At 71.5% G+C, this 21,204-nt stretch carries 23 protein-coding genes; 10 read left to right on the top strand and 13 right to left on the bottom strand.

Annotated elements, in window-relative coordinates:
* A partial coding sequence (locus ABD466_RS43110) for an AMP-binding enzyme (protein WP_425558879.1) occupies nucleotides 1–410 on the top strand: 410 nt, incomplete at its 5' end.
* Nucleotides 411–447: 37 nt separating this feature from the next.
* Here the strand turns inward: ABD466_RS43110 and ABD466_RS43115 are convergent.
* From ABD466_RS43115 to ABD466_RS43125, 3 genes are all read right to left on the bottom strand, one after another.
* Nucleotides 448–807 carry an arsenate reductase family protein gene (locus tag ABD466_RS43115; protein ID WP_344663112.1) on the bottom strand — a complete coding sequence of 120 codons (360 nt, stop codon included), beginning with the start codon at nucleotides 805–807 and terminating at the stop codon, nucleotides 448–450.
* Nucleotides 808–996: 189 nt separating this feature from the next.
* Nucleotides 997–4,107 (bottom strand): TIM-barrel domain-containing protein, encoded by a 3,111-nt coding sequence (locus tag ABD466_RS43120; protein WP_344663113.1) that lies wholly within the window; start codon nucleotides 4,105–4,107, stop codon nucleotides 997–999.
* A 197-nt stretch (nucleotides 4,108–4,304) separates the two neighbouring features.
* Nucleotides 4,305–5,138: a helix-turn-helix domain-containing protein gene (locus ABD466_RS43125; protein ID WP_344663114.1), complete on the bottom strand. Its 834-nt coding sequence runs from the start codon at nucleotides 5,136–5,138 to the stop codon at nucleotides 4,305–4,307.
* A 74-nt stretch (nucleotides 5,139–5,212) separates the two neighbouring features.
* Here ABD466_RS43125 and ABD466_RS43130 point away from each other — a divergent pair, with 74 nt between their 5' ends.
* Nucleotides 5,213–5,785, top strand: a complete 573-nt coding sequence (locus ABD466_RS43130) for a TIGR03086 family metal-binding protein (protein WP_344663115.1) — start codon at nucleotides 5,213–5,215, stop codon at nucleotides 5,783–5,785.
* 64 nt (nucleotides 5,786–5,849) lie between these two features.
* On the opposite strand, the gene ABD466_RS43135 is transcribed toward ABD466_RS43130, so the two are convergent.
* Nucleotides 5,850–6,332 (bottom strand): macro domain-containing protein, encoded by a 483-nt coding sequence (locus ABD466_RS43135; protein WP_344663116.1) that lies wholly within the window; start codon nucleotides 6,330–6,332, stop codon nucleotides 5,850–5,852.
* 33 nt (nucleotides 6,333–6,365) lie between these two features.
* Complete coding sequence (locus ABD466_RS43140; RefSeq protein ID WP_344663117.1) at nucleotides 6,366–7,262, bottom strand: LysR family transcriptional regulator; 897 nt, start codon at nucleotides 7,260–7,262, stop codon at nucleotides 6,366–6,368.
* A gap of 83 nt (nucleotides 7,263–7,345) precedes the next feature.
* On the opposite strand from ABD466_RS43140, the gene ABD466_RS43145 reads away from it, so the two are divergent.
* Complete coding sequence (locus ABD466_RS43145) at nucleotides 7,346–8,392, top strand: DMT family transporter (protein WP_344663118.1); 1,047 nt, start codon at nucleotides 7,346–7,348, stop codon at nucleotides 8,390–8,392.
* Here ABD466_RS43145 and ABD466_RS43150 read toward each other — a convergent pair.
* Together ABD466_RS43150 and ABD466_RS43155 are read right to left on the bottom strand one after the other, a co-directional pair.
* Nucleotides 8,347–8,862 (bottom strand): hypothetical protein, encoded by a 516-nt coding sequence (locus ABD466_RS43150; protein ID WP_344663119.1) that lies wholly within the window; start codon nucleotides 8,860–8,862, stop codon nucleotides 8,347–8,349. The genes ABD466_RS43145 and ABD466_RS43150 overlap by 46 nt on opposite strands.
* An 8-nt stretch (nucleotides 8,863–8,870) precedes the next feature.
* Nucleotides 8,871–9,473 carry a thioredoxin family protein gene (locus ABD466_RS43155; RefSeq protein WP_344663120.1) on the bottom strand — a complete coding sequence of 201 codons (603 nt, stop codon included), beginning with the start codon at nucleotides 9,471–9,473 and terminating at the stop codon, nucleotides 8,871–8,873.
* Nucleotides 9,474–9,934: 461 nt separating this feature from the next.
* Here ABD466_RS43155 and ABD466_RS43160 point away from each other — a divergent pair, with 461 nt between their 5' ends.
* Both ABD466_RS43160 and ABD466_RS43165 read left to right on the top strand, forming a co-directional pair.
* Nucleotides 9,935–10,150 (top strand): EF-hand domain-containing protein, encoded by a 216-nt coding sequence (locus ABD466_RS43160; RefSeq protein WP_344663121.1) that lies wholly within the window; start codon nucleotides 9,935–9,937, stop codon nucleotides 10,148–10,150.
* Nucleotides 10,151–10,237: 87 nt separating this feature from the next.
* Nucleotides 10,238–11,101 (top strand): Fpg/Nei family DNA glycosylase, encoded by an 864-nt coding sequence (locus tag ABD466_RS43165; protein WP_344663122.1) that lies wholly within the window; start codon nucleotides 10,238–10,240, stop codon nucleotides 11,099–11,101.
* 23 nt (nucleotides 11,102–11,124) lie between these two features.
* Here ABD466_RS43165 and ABD466_RS43170 read toward each other — a convergent pair whose 3' ends face one another.
* Together ABD466_RS43170 and ABD466_RS43175 are read right to left on the bottom strand one after the other, a co-directional pair.
* Nucleotides 11,125–12,618 carry a cell wall-binding repeat-containing protein gene (locus tag ABD466_RS43170; protein WP_344663123.1) on the bottom strand — a complete coding sequence of 498 codons (1,494 nt, stop codon included), beginning with the start codon at nucleotides 12,616–12,618 and terminating at the stop codon, nucleotides 11,125–11,127.
* A gap of 78 nt (nucleotides 12,619–12,696) precedes the next feature.
* Nucleotides 12,697–13,038, bottom strand: a complete 342-nt coding sequence (locus tag ABD466_RS43175) for an ArsR/SmtB family transcription factor (RefSeq protein ID WP_344663124.1) — start codon at nucleotides 13,036–13,038, stop codon at nucleotides 12,697–12,699.
* A 179-nt stretch (nucleotides 13,039–13,217) separates the two neighbouring features.
* Here ABD466_RS43175 and ABD466_RS43180 point away from each other — a divergent pair, with 179 nt between their 5' ends.
* Entirely contained in the window at nucleotides 13,218–14,222 is a 1,005-nt protein-coding gene (locus ABD466_RS43180) for a zinc-dependent alcohol dehydrogenase family protein (protein WP_344663125.1), read from the top strand.
* Here the strand turns inward: ABD466_RS43180 and ABD466_RS43185 are convergent.
* The gene (locus tag ABD466_RS43185) at nucleotides 14,200–15,180 is read right to left on the bottom strand and encodes a hypothetical protein (RefSeq protein ID WP_344663126.1); all 981 of its coding nucleotides are present in this window, start codon (nucleotides 15,178–15,180) and stop codon (nucleotides 14,200–14,202) included. The two genes, ABD466_RS43180 and ABD466_RS43185, sit on opposite strands and share 23 nt — an antisense overlap.
* Before the next feature lie 123 nt (nucleotides 15,181–15,303).
* Between ABD466_RS43185 and ABD466_RS43190 the strand changes: the two genes are divergently transcribed.
* The 4 genes from ABD466_RS43190 (at nucleotide 15,304) to ABD466_RS43205 (ending at nucleotide 18,268) form a co-directional block, all read left to right on the top strand.
* A complete protein-coding gene (locus ABD466_RS43190; RefSeq protein ID WP_344663127.1) occupies nucleotides 15,304–15,462 on the top strand; it encodes a hypothetical protein in 159 nt (52 codons plus the stop codon).
* Nucleotides 15,459–16,133 (top strand): 4'-phosphopantetheinyl transferase family protein, encoded by a 675-nt coding sequence (locus ABD466_RS43195; protein ID WP_344663128.1) that lies wholly within the window; start codon nucleotides 15,459–15,461, stop codon nucleotides 16,131–16,133. The genes ABD466_RS43190 and ABD466_RS43195 overlap by 4 nt, the downstream gene beginning before the upstream one ends.
* 69 nt (nucleotides 16,134–16,202) lie before the next feature.
* Nucleotides 16,203–16,853 carry a helix-turn-helix domain-containing protein gene (locus ABD466_RS43200; RefSeq protein WP_344663129.1) on the top strand — a complete coding sequence of 217 codons (651 nt, stop codon included), beginning with the start codon at nucleotides 16,203–16,205 and terminating at the stop codon, nucleotides 16,851–16,853.
* Nucleotides 16,850–18,268 carry an MFS transporter gene (locus ABD466_RS43205; RefSeq protein ID WP_344663130.1) on the top strand — a complete coding sequence of 473 codons (1,419 nt, stop codon included), beginning with the start codon at nucleotides 16,850–16,852 and terminating at the stop codon, nucleotides 18,266–18,268. The genes ABD466_RS43200 and ABD466_RS43205 overlap by 4 nt, the downstream gene beginning before the upstream one ends.
* Here ABD466_RS43205 and ABD466_RS43210 read toward each other — a convergent pair.
* Genes ABD466_RS43210 through ABD466_RS43220 form a run of 3 tightly spaced genes read right to left on the bottom strand, consistent with a single transcriptional unit; the run spans nucleotide 18,257 to nucleotide 21,149 of the window.
* Nucleotides 18,257–19,159, bottom strand: coding sequence for an inositol monophosphatase family protein (locus tag ABD466_RS43210; RefSeq protein ID WP_344663131.1), 903 nt, complete (start codon nucleotides 19,157–19,159; stop codon nucleotides 18,257–18,259). The genes ABD466_RS43205 and ABD466_RS43210 overlap by 12 nt on opposite strands.
* Before the next feature lie 14 nt (nucleotides 19,160–19,173).
* Nucleotides 19,174–20,145, bottom strand: coding sequence for an ATP-binding cassette domain-containing protein (locus ABD466_RS43215; protein WP_344663132.1), 972 nt, complete (start codon nucleotides 20,143–20,145; stop codon nucleotides 19,174–19,176).
* Nucleotides 20,142–21,149, bottom strand: a complete 1,008-nt coding sequence (locus tag ABD466_RS43220; RefSeq protein ID WP_344663133.1) for an ABC transporter permease — start codon at nucleotides 21,147–21,149, stop codon at nucleotides 20,142–20,144. The genes ABD466_RS43215 and ABD466_RS43220 overlap by 4 nt, the downstream gene beginning before the upstream one ends.
* Nucleotides 21,150–21,204 lie beyond the last annotated feature (55 nt).

Raw genomic sequence — 21,204 nt, forward strand, 5'->3', positions numbered from 1 at the left:
GCCGCGTCGACGACATCATGCTCGTCTCCGGCCACAACATCTCCACCACCGAGGTGGAATCGGCGCTGGTGGCGCACCCGTCGGTCGCCGAGGCCGCGGTCGTCGGCGCCAGGGACGAGACCACCGGGCAGCGCATCGTCGCCTTCGTCATCCTGCGCGGCGGCACCGAGGAGCACGCCGAGCTGGAGGAGACCCTGCGCGAACACGTCAGCAAGACGATCGGCCCGATCGCGAAGCCGCGCCAGATCATCGTGGTGCCGGAGCTGCCGAAGACCCGGTCCGGCAAGATCATGCGCCGGCTGCTGAAGGACGTCGCCGAGGACCGGGCGATCGGCGACACGACGACGCTCGCGGACTCGACGGTGATGGAGCTGATCTCGACGAAGCTGCCGCACGCGGACGAGGACTGAGCACGCCCGGGACCCGCGGGGTCCCGGGCGCTCGGCGTCACTCCGGCAGCACCGAGCGCAGCGCCTCCTGCGTGCGTCCGACCACCGCGTGCCCGTCGTCGGCCGTGATGATCGGACGCTGGATCAGGATCGGGTGCTCGGCCATGGCGCTGATCCAGCGTTCGCGGTCGGCCTCGCCGCGGCCCCAGTCCTTGACGCCCAGGTCCTTGGCGGCCTGCTCACCGTCGCGCACGATGTCCCACGGCTCCAGGCCGAGCCGGTCCAGGATCTCGCGCAGCTCGTGCGCGGTGGGCGGGTCGTCGAGGTAGCGGCGCACGGTGTACTCCACCCCGGCGGCGTCCAGCGTCTCCTGGGCGACACGGCACTTCGAGCAGCGGGGGTTGATCCAGATCTCCACGGTCAGACCGTACTACCCGCCGTAGACGTTGAACGACCACAGCGAACAGCCGTAGCCGGTGCCGCGGGCGGAGCCGGCGAAGTGCTGCTGTCGACGCTGGGGTTCACCGCCCCGGCCCGGGGCGGCGCGTGTCTGGCGCTGGCGCCGGTGTATCAGGACCCGAGCGCGGCCGCTGGGCGGTGACGGCTCCTAGCCGGGCATCCTCCACTGCTGGTTGGTGCCTCCGTGGCAGGTGTAGAGGATGAGCTTGGTGCCGTTCGCGGTGCCGCCGCCGGAGGCGTCGAGGCATTTGCCGAAGGCGCGGAGCTCAGAGGTCGACGAGTCATACGTCCACTTCTGCGCAGCGGTGCCGTTGCAGGTGTAGATCTGCACAGCGGTGCCGTCAGCCGTGTTGGCTCCCGCGACGTCCATGCATTTGCCCATAGCGCGCACCGTCCCGTCACCAGGCAGCGTCCACGCCTGGGCGACGGTCCCGTTGCAGTCATAGAGCTGCAACTGCGTGCTGTCCGCCGGGTTGGCGTTGGGGATGTCGACGCACCGCGCACTGCCCGCCCCGACGATCGGGCCGGTCGGCGGGGCGGTGCCCGGGGTGTAGGCGATCGTCGTGGTGGCGGTCGCGGAGGCGGCCGGTGTCGGGACTGTGAGGGTGCGGGTGGTGGCGTCGTACGTGTAGCCGGTGACGCCGACGCCGTTCACCGTGACCGCCGACGGTGCGTTGGCAACGCCGCGGAACTTGGCAGTCCAGGTGCGGGTCGCCACCGCTCCGGGGAAGGTGCCCTGGCGCGGGTTGATCGTCAGGCTGTGTGTGGCGTCCGTGTAGCTGGTGGCCGTCGTGGCTGACTGACCCGACTTGTAGCCATTGCCCTCGCCGGCGTCCTCGTACAGGCTGAACGCGCCGTCGGCACCGGTGGCGACGTCCAGGGTGACCTGGTCGAGCGGGTTCTGCACGGTGTTGTCGACGTAGTCGGTGCGGCTCGGCATGATGCCGCCGGACTTGAGGAACACCGGCATCGTGTTCAGGGTCGTGGCGATGTCCACGGTCGCCGGGCCGGTGTAGCTGGTGCCGGTGAAGTAGTCCGTCCACGTACCCGGCGGGAACCAGACGCTGGTCGTGACGGTGCCGGTGCCGGGCGTGCTGACCGGCGCCACGAGGACGTCGTCGCCGTACAGGTACTCGTTCTTCGAGGTGTACGCCTCGTTGTACTCCGGATAGTCGAGATACAGGCCGCGGGTGATCGGCAGCCCTGTGTCAGCAGCCTGTCGGGCCAGGGTGTACGTGTACGGGACCAGGGCCTCCCGCAGCCGCAGGAACTTCTCGGCCGAGGCTTCGGCGGCGGCCCCGAACTCCCAGGGCAGGCGCGGCGAGTGGTTGGAGTGCAGCCGCAGGATCGGCTGGAACGCTCCGAACTGCACCCACCGCGCGTACAGGTCGTCGCTCGGTGTGCCGTTGAAGCCGCCGATGTCGTGCGTGACGTAGGGCATGCCCACGTTGCCCTCGTCGACGGTGAACTGCGGCTCGAAGGCCAGCATGTTCCAGTTCGACGACGTGTCGCCGGTGAAGTGCGCCGTGTAGCGGTGCTCCGCCCACGGGCCGGTCGGGTAGGTCGGCGAGCCGCTGTAGTTCTGCAGGCCGCTGCCGGCTCGGGCGAACGCGAAGCCTCGCAGGCCCTTGGCGTCGCCCCGCGCCGCGTACCGCGAGTTGATCCACGTGTCCGGCGTGACGCCCGCGGCGGAGACGTGCGAGTCGTCGCAGCACCAGTCCAGCCACCATTCCCGGACGCCCTGGTCCTCGAACGACTGGTGCAGGTCCATGTAGGCCTGCAACTGCCGGGGATCGCTCCAGTCGAACACGCGGCAGGTGCTGGAGGCGGAGCAGCCGCCGACCTGGAGGCTGTTTCCCGCTGTCGCTTGCGCCTGCGCGTACTTGGCGTCGGTCTCGACGATGCTGGAGTGGATGTTCAGGGATACCTGCAGCCCCTGTTGCTTGGTCCAGTTCATGAAGCCCTGTGGATCCGGGAACAGGGTGTTGTTCCACTCCCAGCCGTTCCAGGAGTCGGGCGCCTTGAAGTCGGTGTCGATCACCTGGACGTCGATCGGCGTCTGGTGCGACCGGAACGCCGGCAGCAGCGTGTTCTCGTAGTCCGAGGCGCTGTAGGCGTTGTATCGGGAGTTCCAGACGCCGAAGGCCCACTCGGGCAGCAGCACGGCCGGTCCGGTGAGGTCGTGCAGGTCCTTCAGGCCCTGGCGGTAGTCGTGTCCGTAGCCGAAGAAGTACCCGTCCTGGTACGGCTGGCCGCCGTGGTCGGGCCGCTGCGTGATCGTGTCGTCCGCGTTGAGGATCGCCGTGCCGGTGTCGTCCATCAGGTACCAGCCGTCGCGGGTGAGCAGCCCGTCGGCCATCGGCACCGCCGCGCCCTGGCCGTCCAGCGAGCGCCGGTAGCCGCCCAGGTTCGTGTTCGGCGGGGCGACCGGCGTCGGGTAGGGGGCGCCGACGGCGGTCACGGCGACCGAGTCGATGTTGATGTTGCAGCTGTCCGCACTGCCGCAGGACACTGATACGCCGGACGAACCGGCCGGGAGCGTCATCGTGGTGCTGGAGACCGCCCACGTGTTCCAGTCCGCGGTGATCGGCAGGCTGACCTGGCGGCTGACGCCGCCGGCGGTCACCGTCATGGTCCGGGTGGTGTTCTGCCCGTCGCCGCCGGTGGAGTTGGAGTAGCGGAACTGCACGGCGTAGCTGCCGGCGGCCGGGACGCCGGTCGCGTTCCAGGCGACCTTCGCGCCCGCCGCGGTGAGCCCGGCCACGAAGGCGGAGCCGGTGTAGCCGGTGTGGTCGGTGGCGATGGACGCGCCTCCGGACAAGATCTGGCTCTCCGCTTCACACCCCGCCGCGTAGGCGCAGATGCCGCCGCCCGGGAACTGGGGATGCGCGGTGACCGCCTGGGTGCCCGCGGTCAGGTCGACGGAGACGTTCGCGGCGGTGAAGGGCCCTGAGTTCTCCAGGTAGCGGAACGTCAGCAGGCTGGTCCGGATCACCCGGTACCCGCCCTCGACCGATGTGGTGTACGGCGGCGTCGGCATCGACCGGTTGACCGCGTTGAAGGTCGGGCGGTCCTCGAAGACCTTGTCCGCGGCGTATTCCATCCGGATGAGGGTCGGCGACAGCACGGTGAAGCGTGCGTTGCCGTCCACGACCGCACCGCTGGTGGCCGCATGGACCGGCGCCGGGGCGTGCAGTGCCGTCAGCGCGAGGGCGAGGGCCGCGGACGCCAGGACGGCCAGGGATCGGATGCGTTGCACAGGGGACCTCCCAGAGGCGCGCAGCCCGAGGAAACACACGATCGATACTGATCATTTGTGGCGAAGATCGAGCATTGTCACGCAGTGACACTCCACGCGTCACGCATACTAGGAGCGACTCGGCGGTCACGCCAGGGTTTCGGGGGACTTTGTTTTCGGCGACCACAAATCTCGCCGGGCGCGCCGGCGCCGAGTGGTCAGCGGCGCCCGGCCGACACCGCCGCGTACTGCGCCGGCGGCAATCCGAACGCGGCGGTGAAGTCCCGGGTCAGGTGCGCCTGGTCCGCGTACCCGAGATCGGCGGCGAGAACCGACCAGTCGACGCGCTCCTCATGCGCGACCCGTTCGGCGGCCTCGTAGATGCGGTACCGGCGCAGGAACCGCTTCGGGCCGATGCCGACGTGTTCGGTGAACGCCCGTTGCAGGGTCCGCATACTGACGCCGGCCGCCTGGGCGAGGTCCTCGACCCGGGTCAGGCCGCGGTCACGCACGGCCAGCTCGGCCCACTCGGTCGTGGTCTCGCAGGCGTGCCGTTCGGCGGGGGCGCGCTCGGCCACGGCGGCGTCGGCGGTGGCGGCCAGCTGCTCGGCCGGGACCGCGAGGTCCGCGACCAGCGGCACGAGCAGCTCCTCGAGGTCGGCGAGCGCCGGGACGCCGGCCAGCGGGACGTCCTTGTCGGTGAGGGCGGTGAGCGGTCCGTCGAAGAAGGGGGCGAAGGCGGCGGGGCGGAACATGATGCCCAGGGCCCGCCGGCTGCCCTCCAGCACGGTGGCGAAGCGGCCGGTGTCGACGCCGCTGACGACGGCGCCGTGCGCCTCGAAGACCACGTTGACCACCGGATGCACCAGCACTTGCTGCTCGTGCCGCACGCCGGGCGGCAGATCCCAGGTCGAGAGCCAGTACCGGTCGACGAACCGGGCCGCGGCACCGGTGCCGGGGAACCGGTCCAGCTGGAAGACGCTGTGCGCGGCGGCCGGGTGCAGGATGCCGCGGCTGTCGTCCTGAACGGGCTTGACCTGGGGTTCCGCCATGAGGCCAGGGTAACCGGGGGCACTGACGCGTTTCTTCAAGACCGCGCCCGGAGCGGATCGGTAGCGTCAGCGTCATGAACAAGATCCACGAGCAGTTGACCGCGGCCGCCGACGAGGCCGCACGCGTTGTGGCGGGCACCCGGCCGGAGCAGTTCGGCGACAAGACACCGTGTGAGCAGTGGGACGTCAAGGAACTGCTGAACCACTTGGTCCTGTGGACGTCGTACTCCTTCGAACGCCGCGCCCGCAGCGAGCAGGTCGGCCCGGAGCTGACCGACCGCGACTTCGCCTCCGAACCGGACTTCGCCGCGCGCTACCGCGAGCAGCTGGACCGCGCCCTGGCCGCATGGGCCCCGGACGAGGTGTGGGAAGGCGACGTCGACACCGGCTCGGGCACGATGCCCGCCCCGCAGATCGCCGAGATGATCCTGATGGAGCTGGTCCTCCACGCCTGGGACCTGGCGACGGCGACCGGACAGGCGTACACGTGCCCGGACGAGGTCGCCGCCACGGTCGCCGAGGCGGTCACCGCCTCGGCGGAGATGTACCGCGAGTACGACGGGTTCGCCGCGGAGGTCGAGGTCGGGGCGGACGCTTCGGTGTTCGAGCGGGCGCTGGCGGTTTCGGGGCGGCGGCCGCAGCCGTAGGGCCGCTGGGCGTGAACGGGGGCGGCGGGCGGCGGCGGGCGGTGGCGGCCGGGTGGACCGGGCTTCACGCGAGGTCGTAAACCGTGACCGGCACATCCCGCCGCACGAGATGCTCGACGATGAGCGGCTCGATCCGCTCCCACCGGCCGCCGGCCAGCCCGCACCCGATCCTCGGCATGTGCACCGAGGCGCTCAGCTCTCGCGCCTTCTCGCCGACCGCGGCCAACGCGCTCGCGATCGCGGCGTACCGAACAGGCGGATCGTCCTCGGGGTGCGGGCCGTAGCCGTGTTGCCCGACCATGTTCGCGACCACGATGTCCTCCCCCACCGGCACGAACTGCACGGCTCCCAACGCGAAGCCGCTGTCGGCCCGGTCCCGGTACCAGGCCCGGAACGCGGCCTCCGGCTCCGGCCAGCGCTTCGAGAGCGCGAGCACGAAGCCTCTCCCCCAGCCGCCCGCGTCGTTGCAGACGTGCGCGATCAGCCGCGGGCCGGAGCCCTGCGGCCGGGTCGCGTCCCCCATGGCGTGTTCTATCCCCCGCTGCATGTCATCGACGGTATCGGTGGCCGCTGACAGCACCTACCGCTTGATCTGCTCGGCCGCCCGCCGCAGCTCGGCCAGCACCGTACGCACCGCCCGCCGCGCGGCCCGCTCGGGCCGGTACAGCGCGTCGATGTGGCGGCGGGCGCGAACACCGGACAGCGGGCGCAGGACCACGTCGGCGTGGTGGCGGGTGGTCCAGCGTGGGAGCAGGGCGATGCCGCCGCCGGCGGCGACGATCTCGGCGACGACGGTGAACTCGTTGACGCGGTGCCGGATCTCGGGGCGGTGACCGGCGGCGGTGGCGATGGCTTCGACGAGGGCGAGGACGGGGAAGCCCTCGTGGACGGTCACCCAGGGCTCGGTGGCGACGTCCTGGGGCGTGAGGCGGGTCTTGGCGGTGAGGGGGTGGCCGGCGGGCAGGGCGATGTCGAGCGGCTCGTGGAGCAGCGCAGTGGTGGCGACGGTGCGGGGCCAGGGCGGGGCGTGGTCGAAGCGGTGGGCGAGGACGAGGTCGTAGTCGCGGGTGAGCTTGGGGAAGCGCTCCTGGGCGACGTCCTCGTCGGCGAGGGACAGGCGTGGGGCTCCGGGATCGGCCAGCGCGCGGAGGAGGGCGGGGAAGAAGACCAGGCCGGCGCTGTGGAAGGCGGCGAGGGAGACGGTCCCGGAGGGTTCGGCGACGAACTCCTCGACGGTCTGGCGGGCGCGGGCGAGGGCGGCCTCGACCTCGATGGCGGCGTCGGCGAGGGCCTGGCCCGCGGGGGTGAGGGCCAGGCGGCGGCCGGAACGTTCGGTCAGGGGGACGGGGACCGCGCGTTGCAGGAGCCTGAGTTGCTGCGAGACCGCCGAGGGCGTGACGAGGAGCGCGTCGGCGACGGCGGTGACGCTGCCGAGCTCACCGAGTTCGCGGAGGATGCGCAGCTGGCGTTCGTCCATGATGCAAAAGTGTAGGGAAACTTCATGGTTGGTTGAGAAGGTGGTTCTCGACTACATGGTGAGCCGCGGCCGAACATGGCGGCATGTCTGGTGTTTCTAGGGGCGGGTCCGGCCTGACTGATCGGCGCACCGACGGGGTGCTGCTGCTCGTCGCGTTCGTCTGGGGCTCCAGCTATCTGGCAGCGAAGTCGGCAGCCGTGGCGGCGTCGGTCCTGGGGGTGCTGCTGGCCCGGTATGCGCTGTCGGCCGCCGCGGGGGCGGCGATTCTGGCAGCGCGCCGGGAGCTGCGGCCGTCGCGTGCGGAACTGCGGGCCGGCGGCGTGCTCGGGGTGACGCAGGCGAGTGTGCTGGTGGTGGAGACGTACGGCGTCGCGCACACCTCGGCGGCCGACGCGGGGCTCATCATCAGCCTGACGATCGTGCTCACGCCGTTGCTCGACCGCGGCCGCGGGACGCTGCCGGGCCGGTACTTCGCGGCGGCGGGCGTCTGCGTGGTGGCGGTCGGGCTGTTGATGAGCGCAAGCGGCGGGTTCCACGGTCCCAGCTCCGGCGACGTGCTGATGCTGGGCGCCGCCGTGGTGCGGACGGGGCACGTCGCGTTGGTCGGACGGCTCACAGGCGGTGCGGGCATCAGGCCTTTGAGTCTGACCGCGGTGCAGACGTATGTGGGCACCGTGTTGTTCGTGCTTCCGGCCGCCGGGGAGATACCGAGGTTGGTGGACGCGGGGTCGGTGGCGTGGGGAGAACTGGCGTACTTGGCTTTGTTCTGCAGCGTGTTCGCGTTTCTGGCACAGACGTGGGCGGTGCAGCGAACCTCGACGAGCCGCGCGAGCCTGTTGCTGGGCACCGAGCCGGTGTGGGCGGTCGCGGCGGGCGTGGCGCTGGGCGGGGAGCGCCTCGGTCTGCTGACGGTGTTCGGGGCGGTCTTGATGCTGGGCGGGACGTATTGGGGCCAGGCGATCGAGCGTGGGCATCGGACCGCGTTCGACGCACGGGCGGCCGCGCGCGAGCACGAGAACCAGGACCAAGACCAGCGCGAGCACCAGGACCAGGACCAGGACCAGCACTCGGCGGGCGCTTGCGACTACCGCATGGCCGCCAACGCCGCCGCCGGAATCTCCACCGGGTGACTTGTGACCGGCCTCAGGCACTCCTGCGGACTGCACGCGGCATAGCTGACCAGCACCCTGGCGTCGCCATGCTCGTCGACGGCCACCGGCAGGTCGGTGGTGACCGGCCCGTCCGGGTACACGGGGAACGCCAGGTCCGTGCCCCGCATCGGCAGCATCCGGATCGGGGCCTCGGCGGTGAGCGGGCCGCGGCTGCGCAGGGCGCCGTCGACCTCGACGCGGGTGGGGCGGCCCAGGCCGTGGATGCCGTCGGCGGGCAGGCCGACGCTGTAGACGTGGAAGCCGGGACGCTGCGGGGTGAAGGTGGTCAGGAGGCGGTCACCGTCGTCGGACAGGTGCATCGCGACGCTGACGCCCTGGTCGGTGAAGGTCAGCTCCCGGGGATGGTGGAGGGTGAGCGCCAGGCCCAGGGCGGTGAGGACCGGGATGCCGGAGAGGGCGGCGACGGTGAGGACGGTCGAGGCTTTCATCGGGCCGGTTACCGCACCCACTGCTTCAGCCAGGCGACGACACCCGCTTCGTCGTACCGGGGCTGGCCGGCGTGGGCGGAGTCGCCGCGCACCGAGCCGTCTGGGCCGAGGACGACGAGCAGCGGCATGCCGTGGGCGCCGTACGCGTCGTATGGGGAGGCGATCTGGAGGTGGGAGGGGTCGCCGTCGCCGAGGTCGACGTGGACGACGTGGTAGTGCTGCGCGAGGAAGGCCTGGGCCTTGGGGGTGTGCATGGCGTTCTCGAGGGCCTTGCACGCGGCGCACGAACCGGCGGCGAAGTCGAGGAGCACGGGCTTGCCGTCGGACTGGGCGGCGGCGACGGCGTTGAGGACCTGGGTGGTGGCGAGGTTCTGAGGGCCGAAGGCGAGGTCGGGTCCGAGGGCGGCCATGGAGGCGATGGAAGCCATGGAAGCCATGGAGGTGAGGGACGCGGGCGGGGCCGGGGCGGGACGCGCCGGCGGCGGGACGGTGCGGTGCGTCGGGTGGGCGGGAGTCCCGGCCTTGCCGGCGGCGGAGGATACGGGACGGCCGGCCGCGCCCGCGGCGTCGGAGTGTGCGAGGAAGGGCGTCGTGCCGGTGGGCCGGAGCATGGCGACGGTGCCTGTGCCAGGGGCCGTGATTGCTTCCGGCGAACCTTCGGGCGCATGGTGGGTGCCGGGCGCGGGTTGGGCGTGGTTCCCAGCCGCCGGCACGTGGGCTGCGATGGCGAGTGGGGGGACGTGCCCCTGGCCCACGTCTTGCCCTTGGTCCTGCCCGGTGTTCAGCGGGTGCGCGGCTCCCGCGGGCTCACGGTGGAGATCCGACGCCGAGCAGCCGGCGAGACCGACGGCGGCGGAGGCCAAGGCGACCATTGACACGCACTTGCGCACGACTGCTCCCGTTTCGATAGCGGATGCCCGGAATCTAGCCAACGCCCGGAGGGAAACCGCTGAACCGCCCGTGTCGCGGCTGCGAATTCACCCGCCGAGTGGGCGGCGCGCTAGCGTGGCGCGGACAGATCACCGATCACCGATCACCGATGACAGATGACCGAACGAGAGGGGTGGCTCACATGGCGAACGCCGAGGAGCCCACGGCCGAGTCCTTGTTCCACATGTTCGACGAGGACGGCGACGGGCAGATCACGGCCGCGGAACTCGCCCGCGCGCTGAAGGAACTCGGCGAGGAGGTCGACGAGGCGCAGGCCGCGGAGCGGATCCGGGGTGGGGACGCCGACGGCGACGGGCGGATCAGTCTGGACGAGTTCAAGGTGATGCTGCGGGGGTAGCCCTGCGAGTTCAAGGTGATGCTGCGGGGTAGCCCCGCGACCAGGTCCGACGCGCGCCGGCGCCTCGAACCGGGCAGACTGGCTCCCATGCCCGAACTGCCCGAAGTCGAGGCCCTGGCGGCCTTCCTGGACGAGCGGCTCTCCGGCCACGCCGTCGTCGCGGCGACGCCCGTGGCGATCCAGGCGCTGAAGACCTACGATCCGCCGCTGTCCGCGCTGGTCGGGGCGGAGGTCGCGGGGGTGCGGCGGCATGGGAAGTTCCTCGACTTCAGCGTCGGGGACGTCCATCTCGTCATCCATCTGGCGCGCGCCGGGTGGATCCGGTGGCGGGAGGAGTTGCCCGTCGAGCCGCCGCGGCCGGGCAAGGGGCCTTTGGCGCTGAGAGTGCGGATGGGTGACCCGGGTGGCGGGTTCGATGTCACGGAGGCCGGGACCAAGAAGGGCTTGGCCGTCTACGTCGTGCGGGATCCGGCGGAGGTGCCTGGGATCGCTCGGCTGGGGATCGATCCGCTGTCGGAGGACTTCACCGTCGAGGAGCTGGGGCGGCTCCTGGAAGGTGAACGGCGGCAGATCAAGGGGGTGTTGCGGGATCAGAGCGTGCTGGCCGGGATCGGCAACGCGTACTCGGACGAGATCCTGCACGCCGCGAAGATGTCGCCTTTCAAACTCGCTGCGAAACTGACGCCCACCGAGGTCGAAGAGCTACACCGGGACACGATCGCGACGTTGACCGACGCCGTCGAGCGGTCACGGGGACTGCCGATGAAGGACCTGAAGTCGGAGAAGAAGTCCGGGCTGCGAGTGCACGGGCGCACGGGTGAGAAGTGCCCGGTGTGTGGTGACACCGTTCGCGAGGTGTCGTTCGCCGACTCGTCGTTGCAGTACTGCCCCACGTGTCAGACCGGCGGCAAGCCGTTGGCCGACCGCCGGATGTCTCGGCTCCTGAAGTAGTGCTCCGCCCCGGGTCCGACGCGTCATCCGTAGATCCCGTGCAGCTGCTGCTCGAGTTCGGGGGCGATCGCGGCCGGGCCGCCGAAGATGTCCGCCTCGTAGGTCGGGCCTGAGGTCGGCTTGAATCCGTGGCTGAGCGCGTCGGCCGTCCCGTCGGGGAAGTAGTCCCGAGCGGTGAGCAGGATCGGGGAGTGCAGGGTCGCCATCGCGGCGCCGCCGGTGAGCGCGTCGGGGAAGTCGGTGCCGGAAGCCAGCCCGAAGCGGTCGGAGAACGGCGTGTTCAAGGCGGGGTCCGCCGAGACATTGTGGTGTGTGTAGTAAGCGACTTCCGCGGCGGTACGGTAGCGGTTGCCGCCGATCACCGCGAAGTAGAAGTGGCCGTGGTAGTCGTTGGCGATGTTCAGTCCGTGGTCGCCCAGGAGCGACATCCCCTTGGCATCGCACTTGCCGCTGATGGGAGCGGCCGCGTAGGTGACCGCGCAGTAAGCGGGGCCGCCGATCGCCATGACGCCTTTGGGCTCAGGGCTCGTCAGGGAGCTCGAAGGAACGAAGCGCGAGCGGACGTACTGGGCCGTTTCGGCGTCCGGGAAGACGATGCCGTCGGACAAGATGATCGCCGCCGGCTTCCCGTCGACGGTGAAGTCGTCGGACGTGGCGACCGGTCCGGCCGCGAGCGCGTCGGCGAAGCCCGTGCCGGTCGCCACGATCACCGAGGCCGGATTGTCCAGTCCCTTCGTGGCGATCTGCATGGCGGTCTTGTAGCGGTCCGCGCCTCCGTAGCGGGTCACCGTGTAGCCGTCGAGCACGAGCTGCGACTCGACCGCGGGCGCCAGCGCGCTGGTTCCGCCGAGCAGGTAGACGGTCGAGCCCCGGGGCAGGATGCGCTTGATCTCGTTCTCGGTGGTCTTCGTCAACGTGGCGGGTTCGCTCAGCAGCAGCGGCCCCTGCCGGTATTCGGCCAGCGGCACCCCGGCCAGCGCGTCGGCGAAACCCGCGCCCGAGGCGAGCACCACGGACTTCGCCTGACGCCGCTGCGTCGTGTCGCCGGAGGCGTCGGCCCAGACCCACTGGGACACGGCGGCAGAGGTCAGGTAGCGATCGTCGCCCGCGTAGCGGTGCACGGAGTTCTTCACGCCGTCGACGAACACCATGCACGTCGCGCTGGTCATCGACGCGTCGCCGGCGCCGGAGACGGTGACCTGGAGACCGAGGGACCCGTTGTAGCCATAGTGGTGGACGACAGTCGGCGAAGTCTGGTCCGCGGTCGAACCGTCCCCGAACGCGAAGTGATAACGCAGGCTTCCCTGCTGCGTCGTGGCCGGCTGCGCGGTGATCGTGGCGGCGCCGCCCGAGGCCACCGTGGCGGCCACGTTCACCGCCTGCGACGGCGTTCCCAGTGCCGTGGGACACGGCGGCGGCGTCGGTCCGTCGGCCGCGGAGGCCGCCGACGTCGTGACGGATCCGCCGGCTGCCACCGTTGCGGCCGCCAGCACGGTGAAGAACGCAGATCTACGCACCCCGACCCCCATGATGTCGTCCTGTCCCCGACGTGCCGAAGTTAGCAGATCAGGGCCCGGACGACCTATCCCCGTTATTCAAACGAGTCCGCGCAGACCCGCCTCGCGCGCTGAGGCCTCCAGCACCGCCTCCAGCAGCCCCGGGAACGCCTCCTCGAACTCCTCGCGGCGCAGGCTGTTCATGCGCGACGTGCCCGCGTAGTACTGCCTGATCAGGCCTGCTTCGCGCAGGACGCGGAAGTGGTGGGTCGCGGTGGACTTGCTGACCGCCAGGTCGAAGCCGCCGCAGGCGATGGGCGCGGCGCTCACCGAGAGCTGTTCGACGATGCTGCGGCGGGCGGGTTCGATCAGCGCTTCCAGCACGTGCTGCAGCGGGACGTCGCGGGGGTCGGGGTGGGGCGGAATGCGGTCGGCGGCCATGGACCGATAGTACGACGACGGTCGAAGTTTGACCACTGTCGTACTTCTGTGCTCCCCTGGAGGGGCTGCGGATCACGCCGATCGAAGAACGCTGAGAACGTGCTGAGAACGCCGAGCACGCCGAGCACGCCGAGGACACTGAGGATGATGAGGACAACGAGGACAATGAGGACGCTGCGATGACGCGAACCGTGCGGTTTCACGAGTTGGGCGGCCCCGAGGTGATGCGGGTCGAGGAGATCGAGGTCGCCGAGCCCGGGCCGGGCGAGGTGCGTATCCGGGTCGAGGCGATCGGGCTGAACCGGGCCGAGGCGCTGTTCCGCTCGGGGCTGTACATCCAGCCTGTCCGCAGCTTTCCGGCCCGGTTGGGGAACGAGGCTTCGGGTGTGGTCGAGGCGGTGGGCGCCGGTGTCAGCGGCCTGGCGGTGGGACAGGCGGTGAGCACGCTGCCGGCGTTCTCCCAGAACGATTACGGCGTCTACGCGGAGCGGGCCGTGGTCCCCGCTTCCGCGGTGGTTCCCCGGCCTGAGGGACTCGATCCCGTTCACGGGGCGGCGGTCTGGATGCCGTATCTGACGGCGTACGGCGCGCTGGTCGAGACCGCGGGCCTGCGGGCCGGCGACACCGTACTGCTGAACGCCGCTTCCAGCAGCACCGGGCTGGCGGTCATCGACGTCGCGAACCGGGTCGGCGCCACGCCGATCGCCCTGACACGCACCGCCGCCAAGCGTGACTTCCTGCTGAAGCACGGCGCCGCGGAAGTGGTGGTCACCGAGGACGAGGACGTCGCCGAGCGGGTGGCGGCCGGCACCGGCGGGCGTGGCGTGGAGGTGGTCATGGACGCCGTCGCCGGTCCCGGCATCACCGACCTCGCGCGGCTGGTCGCCCCCGGCGGCACGCTGCTCGTCTACGGCGGCCTCAGCGGTCGGCCGACGCCGTATCCGGGGATCGAGCTGGGCCTGCCCGCGTTGACCATCCGCTCCTTCACCATGTTGGAGATCACCGGGGATCCCGAGCGGTCGCGCCGCGCCGTCGCGTTCATCACCGCGGGGCTGCGGTCCGGCGCCTTCGAGCCGGTCGTGGACCGGGTCTTCGCCCTGGACGCCATCGTGGAGGCGCACCGGTATCTGGAGTCCAACGCCCAGATCGGCAAGATCGTGGTCACGACCGGCGGCGCGCCGTGAGGTAGGCGGCGCGGAGGTGGATGGCGCGGTCGAGTTCGGCGAGGGTGCGGTCGAAGAACTCGCGGCGGTAGACCGCGTCGGTGAGCGCGGTGATCGCGAAGTACAGGGCGCTGAGGCCGGCCAGCAGGACCGCCACGTGCAACAGCTCGCTGCTGACGCCGGGCACCCGCAAACCCAGGATGTGGGCGTCCGGCACCGGGCGCTTGAACCACTCGCGGAGGACCTCGGGGCGGATCGCCATCGCGCCGAAGACCAGGTAGAAGAAGAACACCATCCAGCTGAGCAGGCTGACCTGGATGGTCTGGCTCAGCAGCAGGTAGACGAACATGTTGCGGCGCTGGGCGGGGCCGAGGCCGGGGTCGGCGTCCAGGTCCGTGCCCCGCAGGGCGAAATCGGCCAGCGGGGTGGCGGCGCAGCTGGCGCGGATGCGGTCGGCGGTGCACGCCCGCGGCAGCGTGCCGAACTCCTCGGGGAGGCGGGCGATCAGGAAGGCCTGGATCAGGACCACGAAGAAGGCCGCGGTCGCCCAGAGCCAGCCGGAGTCCAGCGCGGCGGCCACCTGCCAGAAGTCGGCGGTGAAGAAGATGACCATGCCGAACAGGGCGAGCAGGGGAAGCGCCCGCACGGCCAGGTGGCCCATCTCGCGGGCTTCGGCGACCACCCGGCGCAGGGTCCAGAACGCCAGCATCGTCCCCAGGCGCAGCAGGTCCAGGACGGCGGCGAAGGGCTGGAGGACCCGGGGCGGGCGGCGGACGCCGAGCCGGCCCTCGATGAAGTGCGGGACGCCGGCGCGGACGAACCAGCGCTCGGTCGCGGCCAGCGCCGCGCGGGTGGCGCGGTCGGGGTCGTCAGCGGCCGCCGGTTCGGTGGGATCGGTGGGATCGGTGGGATCGCCCGGGACCAGGGAGCCGGAGCCGTCCGGAGCCGGGGAGGCGGCGTCGTCGTGCGCAGTGGGCATCAGGGTTCGACTATAGGCCCGATTCGGGCGTCATGCACAGGATGGTCGCGCTCACGGAAAGAGACTATTGCGACGTACTGACAACCTCGGTTTGGAGCGCCTGGCCTCGGAAACTTCAAGTCCATGGGGAACCATTCGGCAGCCGTGCTGCGCCTGTCCGACTATCGCGACCTCGCCGCCCGCCGCCTGCCAGTCCCGGCGACCGCGGAGTGGGAGCACACGATGACGCTATTGGGCACGCCGGATCCGGCCGCCATCGAACGATCGGCGGTGAGAGCATGACCGACCGGGTCAAGGTGTGGGTGATCCACACCGACGCCGCACCGGCCGAGGCCGAGCGCTACCTGGACCTGCTGGACGACGACGAACTGCTGCACGCCGCCGACTTCCTCCGCGAGCGCGACCGGCTGCGCTACCTGGTCGCGCACGGCGCGCGCCGTCTGATCCTGGGCCGCGAACTGGCCAGCGCACCGGAGTCGCTGGCCTTCAACGCCGACGCCACCGGCAAGCCGGAGCTGTCCGGCACCGGTCCGCGAACATCGCTGGCCCACGACGGGAACCTGGCGCTGCTGGCCGTGACGCAGCGGCGCACGGTCGGGGTGGACGTGCGGCAGCTGGCTGAGGGACTGAACCCGGTCGACATGTCGGAGATGCACTTCCTGCCCTTCGAGGCGCGGTACGTAGCCGGCGGCCACGACCTGTTGGAGCAGACCGACCGCTACGCGCGCCTGTGGACCCGCAAGGAGGCTGCCGCGAAGGTGGCCGGCGGCGTGGGCTGGGCGAACACGCGGGCGGCGGTGTTGCAGCGGGACTTGGTGGCGTGCGTGGAGCCGGCCGCGCCGAACCGGCACCGGGTGGCGCCGGTGGAGGTGCCGGCGGGATACCGGGCGGCGGTGGCGTTGTTCGGGGAGGCGCCCTTCCGGGTGGAGGTCGTGGAGTTCGAAGGGGTCTGAGGCGACAGCCCGCACCAGCATCTCAAGGAACCTTTACAAAGACTCCTTGAGAAAGATACCTTGAGATGCATGACCGGATCAGAGCACGATGACGCCCTGCGCTTGACCGATCCGCAGGCCATCCGCGCGTACACCCACCCCACACGGATGACGCTGGTCGGCCTGCTGCGCACCGAGGGGCCGCTGACGGCGACCAAGGCCGCGGAGCTGACCGGGGAGTCGGTGGCCAGCTGTAGTTACCACCTGCGGATGCTCGCCAAGTACGGCGTGGTGGAGGAGGTGCCGGGGCCGGGCCGGCAGAAGCCGTGGCGGGCGACGGCGCAGTTCACGGACATCCCGCGGGAGCTGGACCCCCCGGCCGCCGCGGCGGCGACCGAGCTGCGGGTGTTCCTCGCGGGACAGTACTTCGAGGACGTGGCGCGGGCCCACCGGACGGCCGACCGGCTGCCGCCGGAGTGGCGGGACGCCGAGTGGTTCGGCGACGAGCTGCTCTACCTGACTCCGGCCGAACTCAGCGAGCTGAACCAGGCGATCGGCAAGCTGGTGCAGCCGTTCCATGAGCGCAACGCCGCGCCGGAGCGACGGCCGGAGGGCGCCGAGCTGGTGCAGATGCTGCGGATCACGTATCGGAAGGAGCTCGGTGGCGCGGGGGGTGCCGCAGGGGGTGCCACCGAGAGCGGCCGCGTAGCCGGCGACGACCCGGGCGACTCAGCCTCATGAGCGCCGCGACGACGGCCACGTCGGACTCGGGCGACTCGCAGCCGACCGCCGGTGACTCGGCAGCCGAGCCCGGGGGCGCCGCGGACGTGCCCGGCGACCCGGCCTTCGCGCCGAGCGGCAAAGCCGGACCGAGCAGCGCGCCACCGGAGCCCGACACCGCACCGTCGCGCCTGATATCCAGCCGCCTCCCCGCTGTCCTCCGCCGCCCCGACTTCCGTCGCTACTGGCTCGGGCAGAGCGTGTCCCTGGTCGGCGACGAGGTCCACCGGATCGCGATGCCGCTGGCGGCGGTGCTGCTGTTCGGTGCGGGGGCCACCGGCATGGCGTGGCTGACCGCCGCGCCGCTGATCCCGTCGCTGCTGCTGTCGATTCCGGCCGGGGTGTGGGCCGACCGGCGGGCCAGCCGGCGCGAGATCATGCTGGTCGCGGACCTCGGGCGCTTCGTGGCGGTGGCGTCGATACCCGTCGCGTACGCGTTCGGCGTCCTGACACTGGCCCAGCTGATCGTCAGCGCCCTGATCATCGGGACGCTGCAGGTGTTCTTCAACGTCGCCTCCAACACGCTGTTCGCGGCGATGGTCCCCGCCGGGGAGCTGGTGCCGGCGACGGCGCTGACGAACGGGAGCCGGGCCTTCGCCTTCTTCAGCGGTCCCAGCCTCGGCGGATTGCTCGTGCAGGTCTTCCGGGCGCCGTTCGCGCTGGTCGCCGATGCGGTGAGTTACCTGGCCTCGGCGTTCACGCTGGGCCGGATCTCACCGGTCGAGCCCGCGCCCGAGGAGCGCCGGAAGGGCGGGTACCTCAGTGGTCTGCGATGGGTGGTGCGGACGCCGGGGGTGCGGGCCATGCAGGGCACGGTGGCGTGCCTGAACCTCTTCGACTTCGTCTTCCAGGCGCTGTTCGTGCTCTACGCCGTGCGCCATCTGCACATCAGCGCCGGTGTGCTCGGTCTGGTCCTCGGCGCCGGGGCGATCGGCGGGCTGGCCGGGGCGGCGCTCTGCGGCCGGGTCGTGGCCCGGCTCGGGTTCGGGGCGGGCATCGCCGTGGGCTGCGTCGGGTTCGCCGCGCCGCATGTTCTGGCACCGCTGGCCGCCGGGCCGAAGGCGGTGATCGTGCTGACGTTGTTCGCCATGGAGTTCTGTGTCGGCTTCGGCGGCATGATCCTCGACATCAGCGCCGGCGCCTACCTCACCGCCGTCATGCCGGACACGCTGCGCTCGCGCATCTCCGGCGTCCTGCAGACCGTCAACTACGGCATCCGGCCCATCGGCGCGCTGCTCGGCGGGTGGCTGGCGTCCGTGGTCGGCATCCGCGACACGCTGTGGATCTCGGCGATCGGCTCCACACTCGCCGTCCTGTTCATCCTCCCCTCGCCGCTGCGCACGCTCCGCGAGCTGCCCGGCGCCCTACCCGGCTGACGGCGCCGGTTCCGCCGGACCGGACGCCGGTGTCGCCGACGCCGGCGCCGCGCTCGACGACGGCTCCGGCTGCGGCGGGCGCACCCCGAACCCGGCCCCCGACCGGGCGTCGAGGAACGACTCGATCAGCGCCGTGTGCACCGGCCCGTTGGAGGCCACCAGGTCCGCGTCGCCCGGGTGCCACTCCAGCCCGGCGTAGGTGGTGGCCTTGCCGCCGGCCTCCCGGACGAACAGCACCCCGGCGGCCCAGTCCCACGGCCCGCACCGCTGTTCCCAGTAGCAGTCCAGGCGGCCGGCGGCGACCCACGCCAGGTCGATCGCCGCGCTGCCGGTGCGCCGCACGTCGCAGGAGCGCCGGAACACCGCGGAGAACTCGGCCAGGTTGTCGTCGGGGTCGAAGGCGCGGGTCGGCGGGAAGCCGGTGGCGAGCACGGCGCGGTCCAGGCGGCACACCGGTGAGGCCCGCAGGCGCCGCCGCCCCTCGTAGGCGCCGCGTCCCGCCTCGGCCCAGTAGATCCGGCGCCGGGCCACGTCCGCCACCACGCCCAGCACCAGCCGCTGGCCGTCCCAGAAGGCCAGCGAGCAGGCGCAGTGCGGGATGCCGCGCACGAAGTTCGTGGTGCCGTCCACCGGGTCGATGAACCACGTGGGCCGCGACAGGTCCATGTCCTCCAGCCCGCCGCCCTCCTCCCCCACGATCGCGTGGTCGGCGTGCGTGGCCTTCAGCCAGCTCCGCACCAGCCGTTCGACCCGCAGGTCGGTGCCGGTGACCAGGTCGGCCGAGGAGGACTTGAAGCGCACCCGGCGGGGCTGGGCGCTGCGGCGGATCAGGGCTGCGGCCTCCCGGGCGACGCGGATCGCGCCGAGGGTCATGGGGCGGGGCAGGGACATGACGGGTCCTTCGATCAGCTGTTCTCGTCGAGCGGTTCACCCGGTGGTGGATCGGCCTCGGGTTCATCCGGAGTCTCCCGTGCGGCTCCCGCCCGCGTCGGGGGTTCCGGCCGGGGTTCCGCTTCGAGTCCTGCTCCGTCCCCGGACCCGGACCCGGTCCCGGCCCCAGTCCCGGTCCCGGTCCCGTTCCCGATGCCGGACGCCGCGATGCCCGGAATCCGTTCCAGCTCATGCCCGAGCGCGTCCAGCTCCGCCCCGCCGGACATCAGCCGCACCAGTTCCTCGCGCGTGATCTCGGCCTTCGCGTAGTCCCCGAGCAGCCGCCCCCGGTTCAGCACTACGAACCGGTCCCCCACCGGATAGGCGTGGTGCGGGTTGTGGGTGATGAACACGACCCCGAGTCCCTTCTCCCGGGCCTGCGCCACCCGCCGCAACACCGCCCCGGCCTGTTTCACCCCCAGCGCGGACGTCGGCTCGTCGAGGATCAGGACCCTGGCCCCGAAGTGCACGGCGCGCGCGATCGCCACCGACTGCCGCTCCCCGCCGGACAGCGTGCCGACCGGCTGGTCCGGGTCGCGGACCGCGATCCCCATGGCCGCCAGGCCCCGCACCGTCTGCTCGCGGGCCGCCGCCACGTCGAACCGGCGCCACGGGCCCCAGCCCCGGGTCGGCTCCGACCCGAGGAAGAAGTTCCGCCAGACCGCCATCAGCGGCACCATCGCCAGGTCCTGGAACACGGTGGCGATCCCGGCGGCGCGGGCGTCGCGCGGGCTGCCGAAGCGCACCGCCGTGCCGTCCACCCGCACCTCGCCGGCGTCCGGCCGGAACACCCCGGACAGGATCTTGATCAGGGTGGACTTCCCCGCGCCGTTGTCGCCGAGCACGCAGGTCACCTGGCCGGCCCGCACCGTCAGCGAGACGCCGTGCAGCGCCTGGACCGTCCCGAAGTACTTGCCGACGTCCTCGGCCTCCAGCACCACGTTCATCGGCGCGCCCTCATCGCTCGGCGGTGGGTGACGGTGTTCACGGCCACGGCCAGGAACAAGATCACGCCGAGGAACGTGAAGTCCCACGAGCTGTCCCAGCCGGAGTAGATGACGCCCTGGAACGCCATCCCGATGATGCAGGCCCCGAGCGCGGCCCCGAGGGCGGAGCCGTGCCCGCCGGTGAGCAGGCAGCCGCCGACGACCGCGGCGATGATGTAGTAGAACTCGTAGCCGACGCCCTGCTCGGAGACCGCGGTGTGGGTCTGCAGGAACGAGATCACGCCGACCAGGGCGGCGGCCGTCGAGGTCCCCACGAACAGCAGGACCTTGGTGCGCCGCACCGGCACGCCGACCTTGCGGGCCGCGTCGGCGTCGCCGCCGGCCGCGAACACCCAGTTCCCGAACCGGGTCCGGGCCAGCAGCCACACCCCGGCCGCCGTCACGCCGGCGAACCACAGGATCGCGGTCTGATACCCGGCGGGCAGCGATCCGCTGTGCGCGAACGAGCCCCCGAACACGTTCTGCGCGGTGTGCAGCCCGGGATGGTCGGTGCCGGTCAGCCCGATCGAGGTGCTGCCGTGGTTCACCTTGAGCACGCCGCCGACGCTCAGGCCGCGGAAGGCGAAGTACGTGGCCAGCGTGACGATGAAGCTCGGCAGGCCGGACCGCGTCACCACGATCCCGTTCACCAGCCCGACCAGCGCCCCGAAGGCGAACGTCACCGCGACCGCGGCCCAGGCGTTCCAGTGCTCGGTGCCGACCAGCAGCGCCATGATGATCGCCGAGAACCCGGTCATCCCCCCGGTCGACAGGTCGAACTCGCCGCCGATCATCAGCAGCCCGACCGGCACCGCCATGATCCCGAAGAACGCGGCCTGCTGCGCCCAGGCCTGGAAGCCGGTCTGGGTCAGCCACAGGTGGTTCGGGGTGCTGTCGGTGACGGCGAAGACCACGAACACCGCGACCGCGCCGACCAGCGCGCCGAGCGCCGGCCGGCGCAGCACCCGGGTCAGCCGGCCCGCGGCGGCCCCGTGACCGTCGGGCTCGTCGGCGTCGCCG

It is taken from the genome of Catenulispora subtropica, assembly GCF_039531675.1.
Taxonomy (GTDB): domain Bacteria; phylum Actinomycetota; class Actinomycetes; order Streptomycetales; family Catenulisporaceae; genus Catenulispora; species Catenulispora subtropica.

Excerpts from the sequence above, each read along its gene's own strand:
- ABD466_RS43155 (WP_344663120.1), bottom strand. The coding sequence starts at position 9,473 with ATGCTCCGGCCCACCGGCACGACGCCCTTCCTCGCACACTCCGACGCC.
- ABD466_RS43125 (WP_344663114.1), bottom strand. The coding sequence starts at position 5,138 with ATGGCGGAACCCCAGGTCAAGCCCGTTCAGGACGACAGCCGCGGCATC.
- ABD466_RS43165 (WP_344663122.1), top strand. The coding sequence starts at position 10,238 with ATGCCCGAACTGCCCGAAGTCGAGGCCCTGGCGGCCTTCCTGGACGAG.
- ABD466_RS43150 (WP_344663119.1), bottom strand. The coding sequence starts at position 8,862 with ATGAAAGCCTCGACCGTCCTCACCGTCGCCGCCCTCTCCGGCATCCCG.
- ABD466_RS43190 (WP_344663127.1), top strand. The coding sequence starts at position 15,304 with ATGGGGAACCATTCGGCAGCCGTGCTGCGCCTGTCCGACTATCGCGAC.
- ABD466_RS43210 (WP_344663131.1), bottom strand. The coding sequence starts at position 19,159 with ATGTCCCTGCCCCGCCCCATGACCCTCGGCGCGATCCGCGTCGCCCGG.
- ABD466_RS43180 (WP_344663125.1), top strand. The coding sequence starts at position 13,218 with ATGACGCGAACCGTGCGGTTTCACGAGTTGGGCGGCCCCGAGGTGATG.
- ABD466_RS43195 (WP_344663128.1), top strand. The coding sequence starts at position 15,459 with ATGACCGACCGGGTCAAGGTGTGGGTGATCCACACCGACGCCGCACCG.
- ABD466_RS43185 (WP_344663126.1), bottom strand. The coding sequence starts at position 15,180 with ATGCCCACTGCGCACGACGACGCCGCCTCCCCGGCTCCGGACGGCTCC.
- ABD466_RS43200 (WP_344663129.1), top strand. The coding sequence starts at position 16,203 with ATGACCGGATCAGAGCACGATGACGCCCTGCGCTTGACCGATCCGCAG.
- ABD466_RS43215 (WP_344663132.1), bottom strand. The coding sequence starts at position 20,145 with ATGAACGTGGTGCTGGAGGCCGAGGACGTCGGCAAGTACTTCGGGACG.
- ABD466_RS43130 (WP_344663115.1), top strand. The coding sequence starts at position 5,213 with ATGAACAAGATCCACGAGCAGTTGACCGCGGCCGCCGACGAGGCCGCA.
- ABD466_RS43160 (WP_344663121.1), top strand. The coding sequence starts at position 9,935 with ATGGCGAACGCCGAGGAGCCCACGGCCGAGTCCTTGTTCCACATGTTC.
- ABD466_RS43205 (WP_344663130.1), top strand. The coding sequence starts at position 16,850 with ATGAGCGCCGCGACGACGGCCACGTCGGACTCGGGCGACTCGCAGCCG.
- ABD466_RS43145 (WP_344663118.1), top strand. The coding sequence starts at position 7,346 with ATGTCTGGTGTTTCTAGGGGCGGGTCCGGCCTGACTGATCGGCGCACC.
- ABD466_RS43135 (WP_344663116.1), bottom strand. The coding sequence starts at position 6,332 with ATGCAGCGGGGGATAGAACACGCCATGGGGGACGCGACCCGGCCGCAG.
- ABD466_RS43140 (WP_344663117.1), bottom strand. The coding sequence starts at position 7,262 with ATGGACGAACGCCAGCTGCGCATCCTCCGCGAACTCGGTGAGCTCGGC.
- ABD466_RS43175 (WP_344663124.1), bottom strand. The coding sequence starts at position 13,038 with ATGGCCGCCGACCGCATTCCGCCCCACCCCGACCCCCGCGACGTCCCG.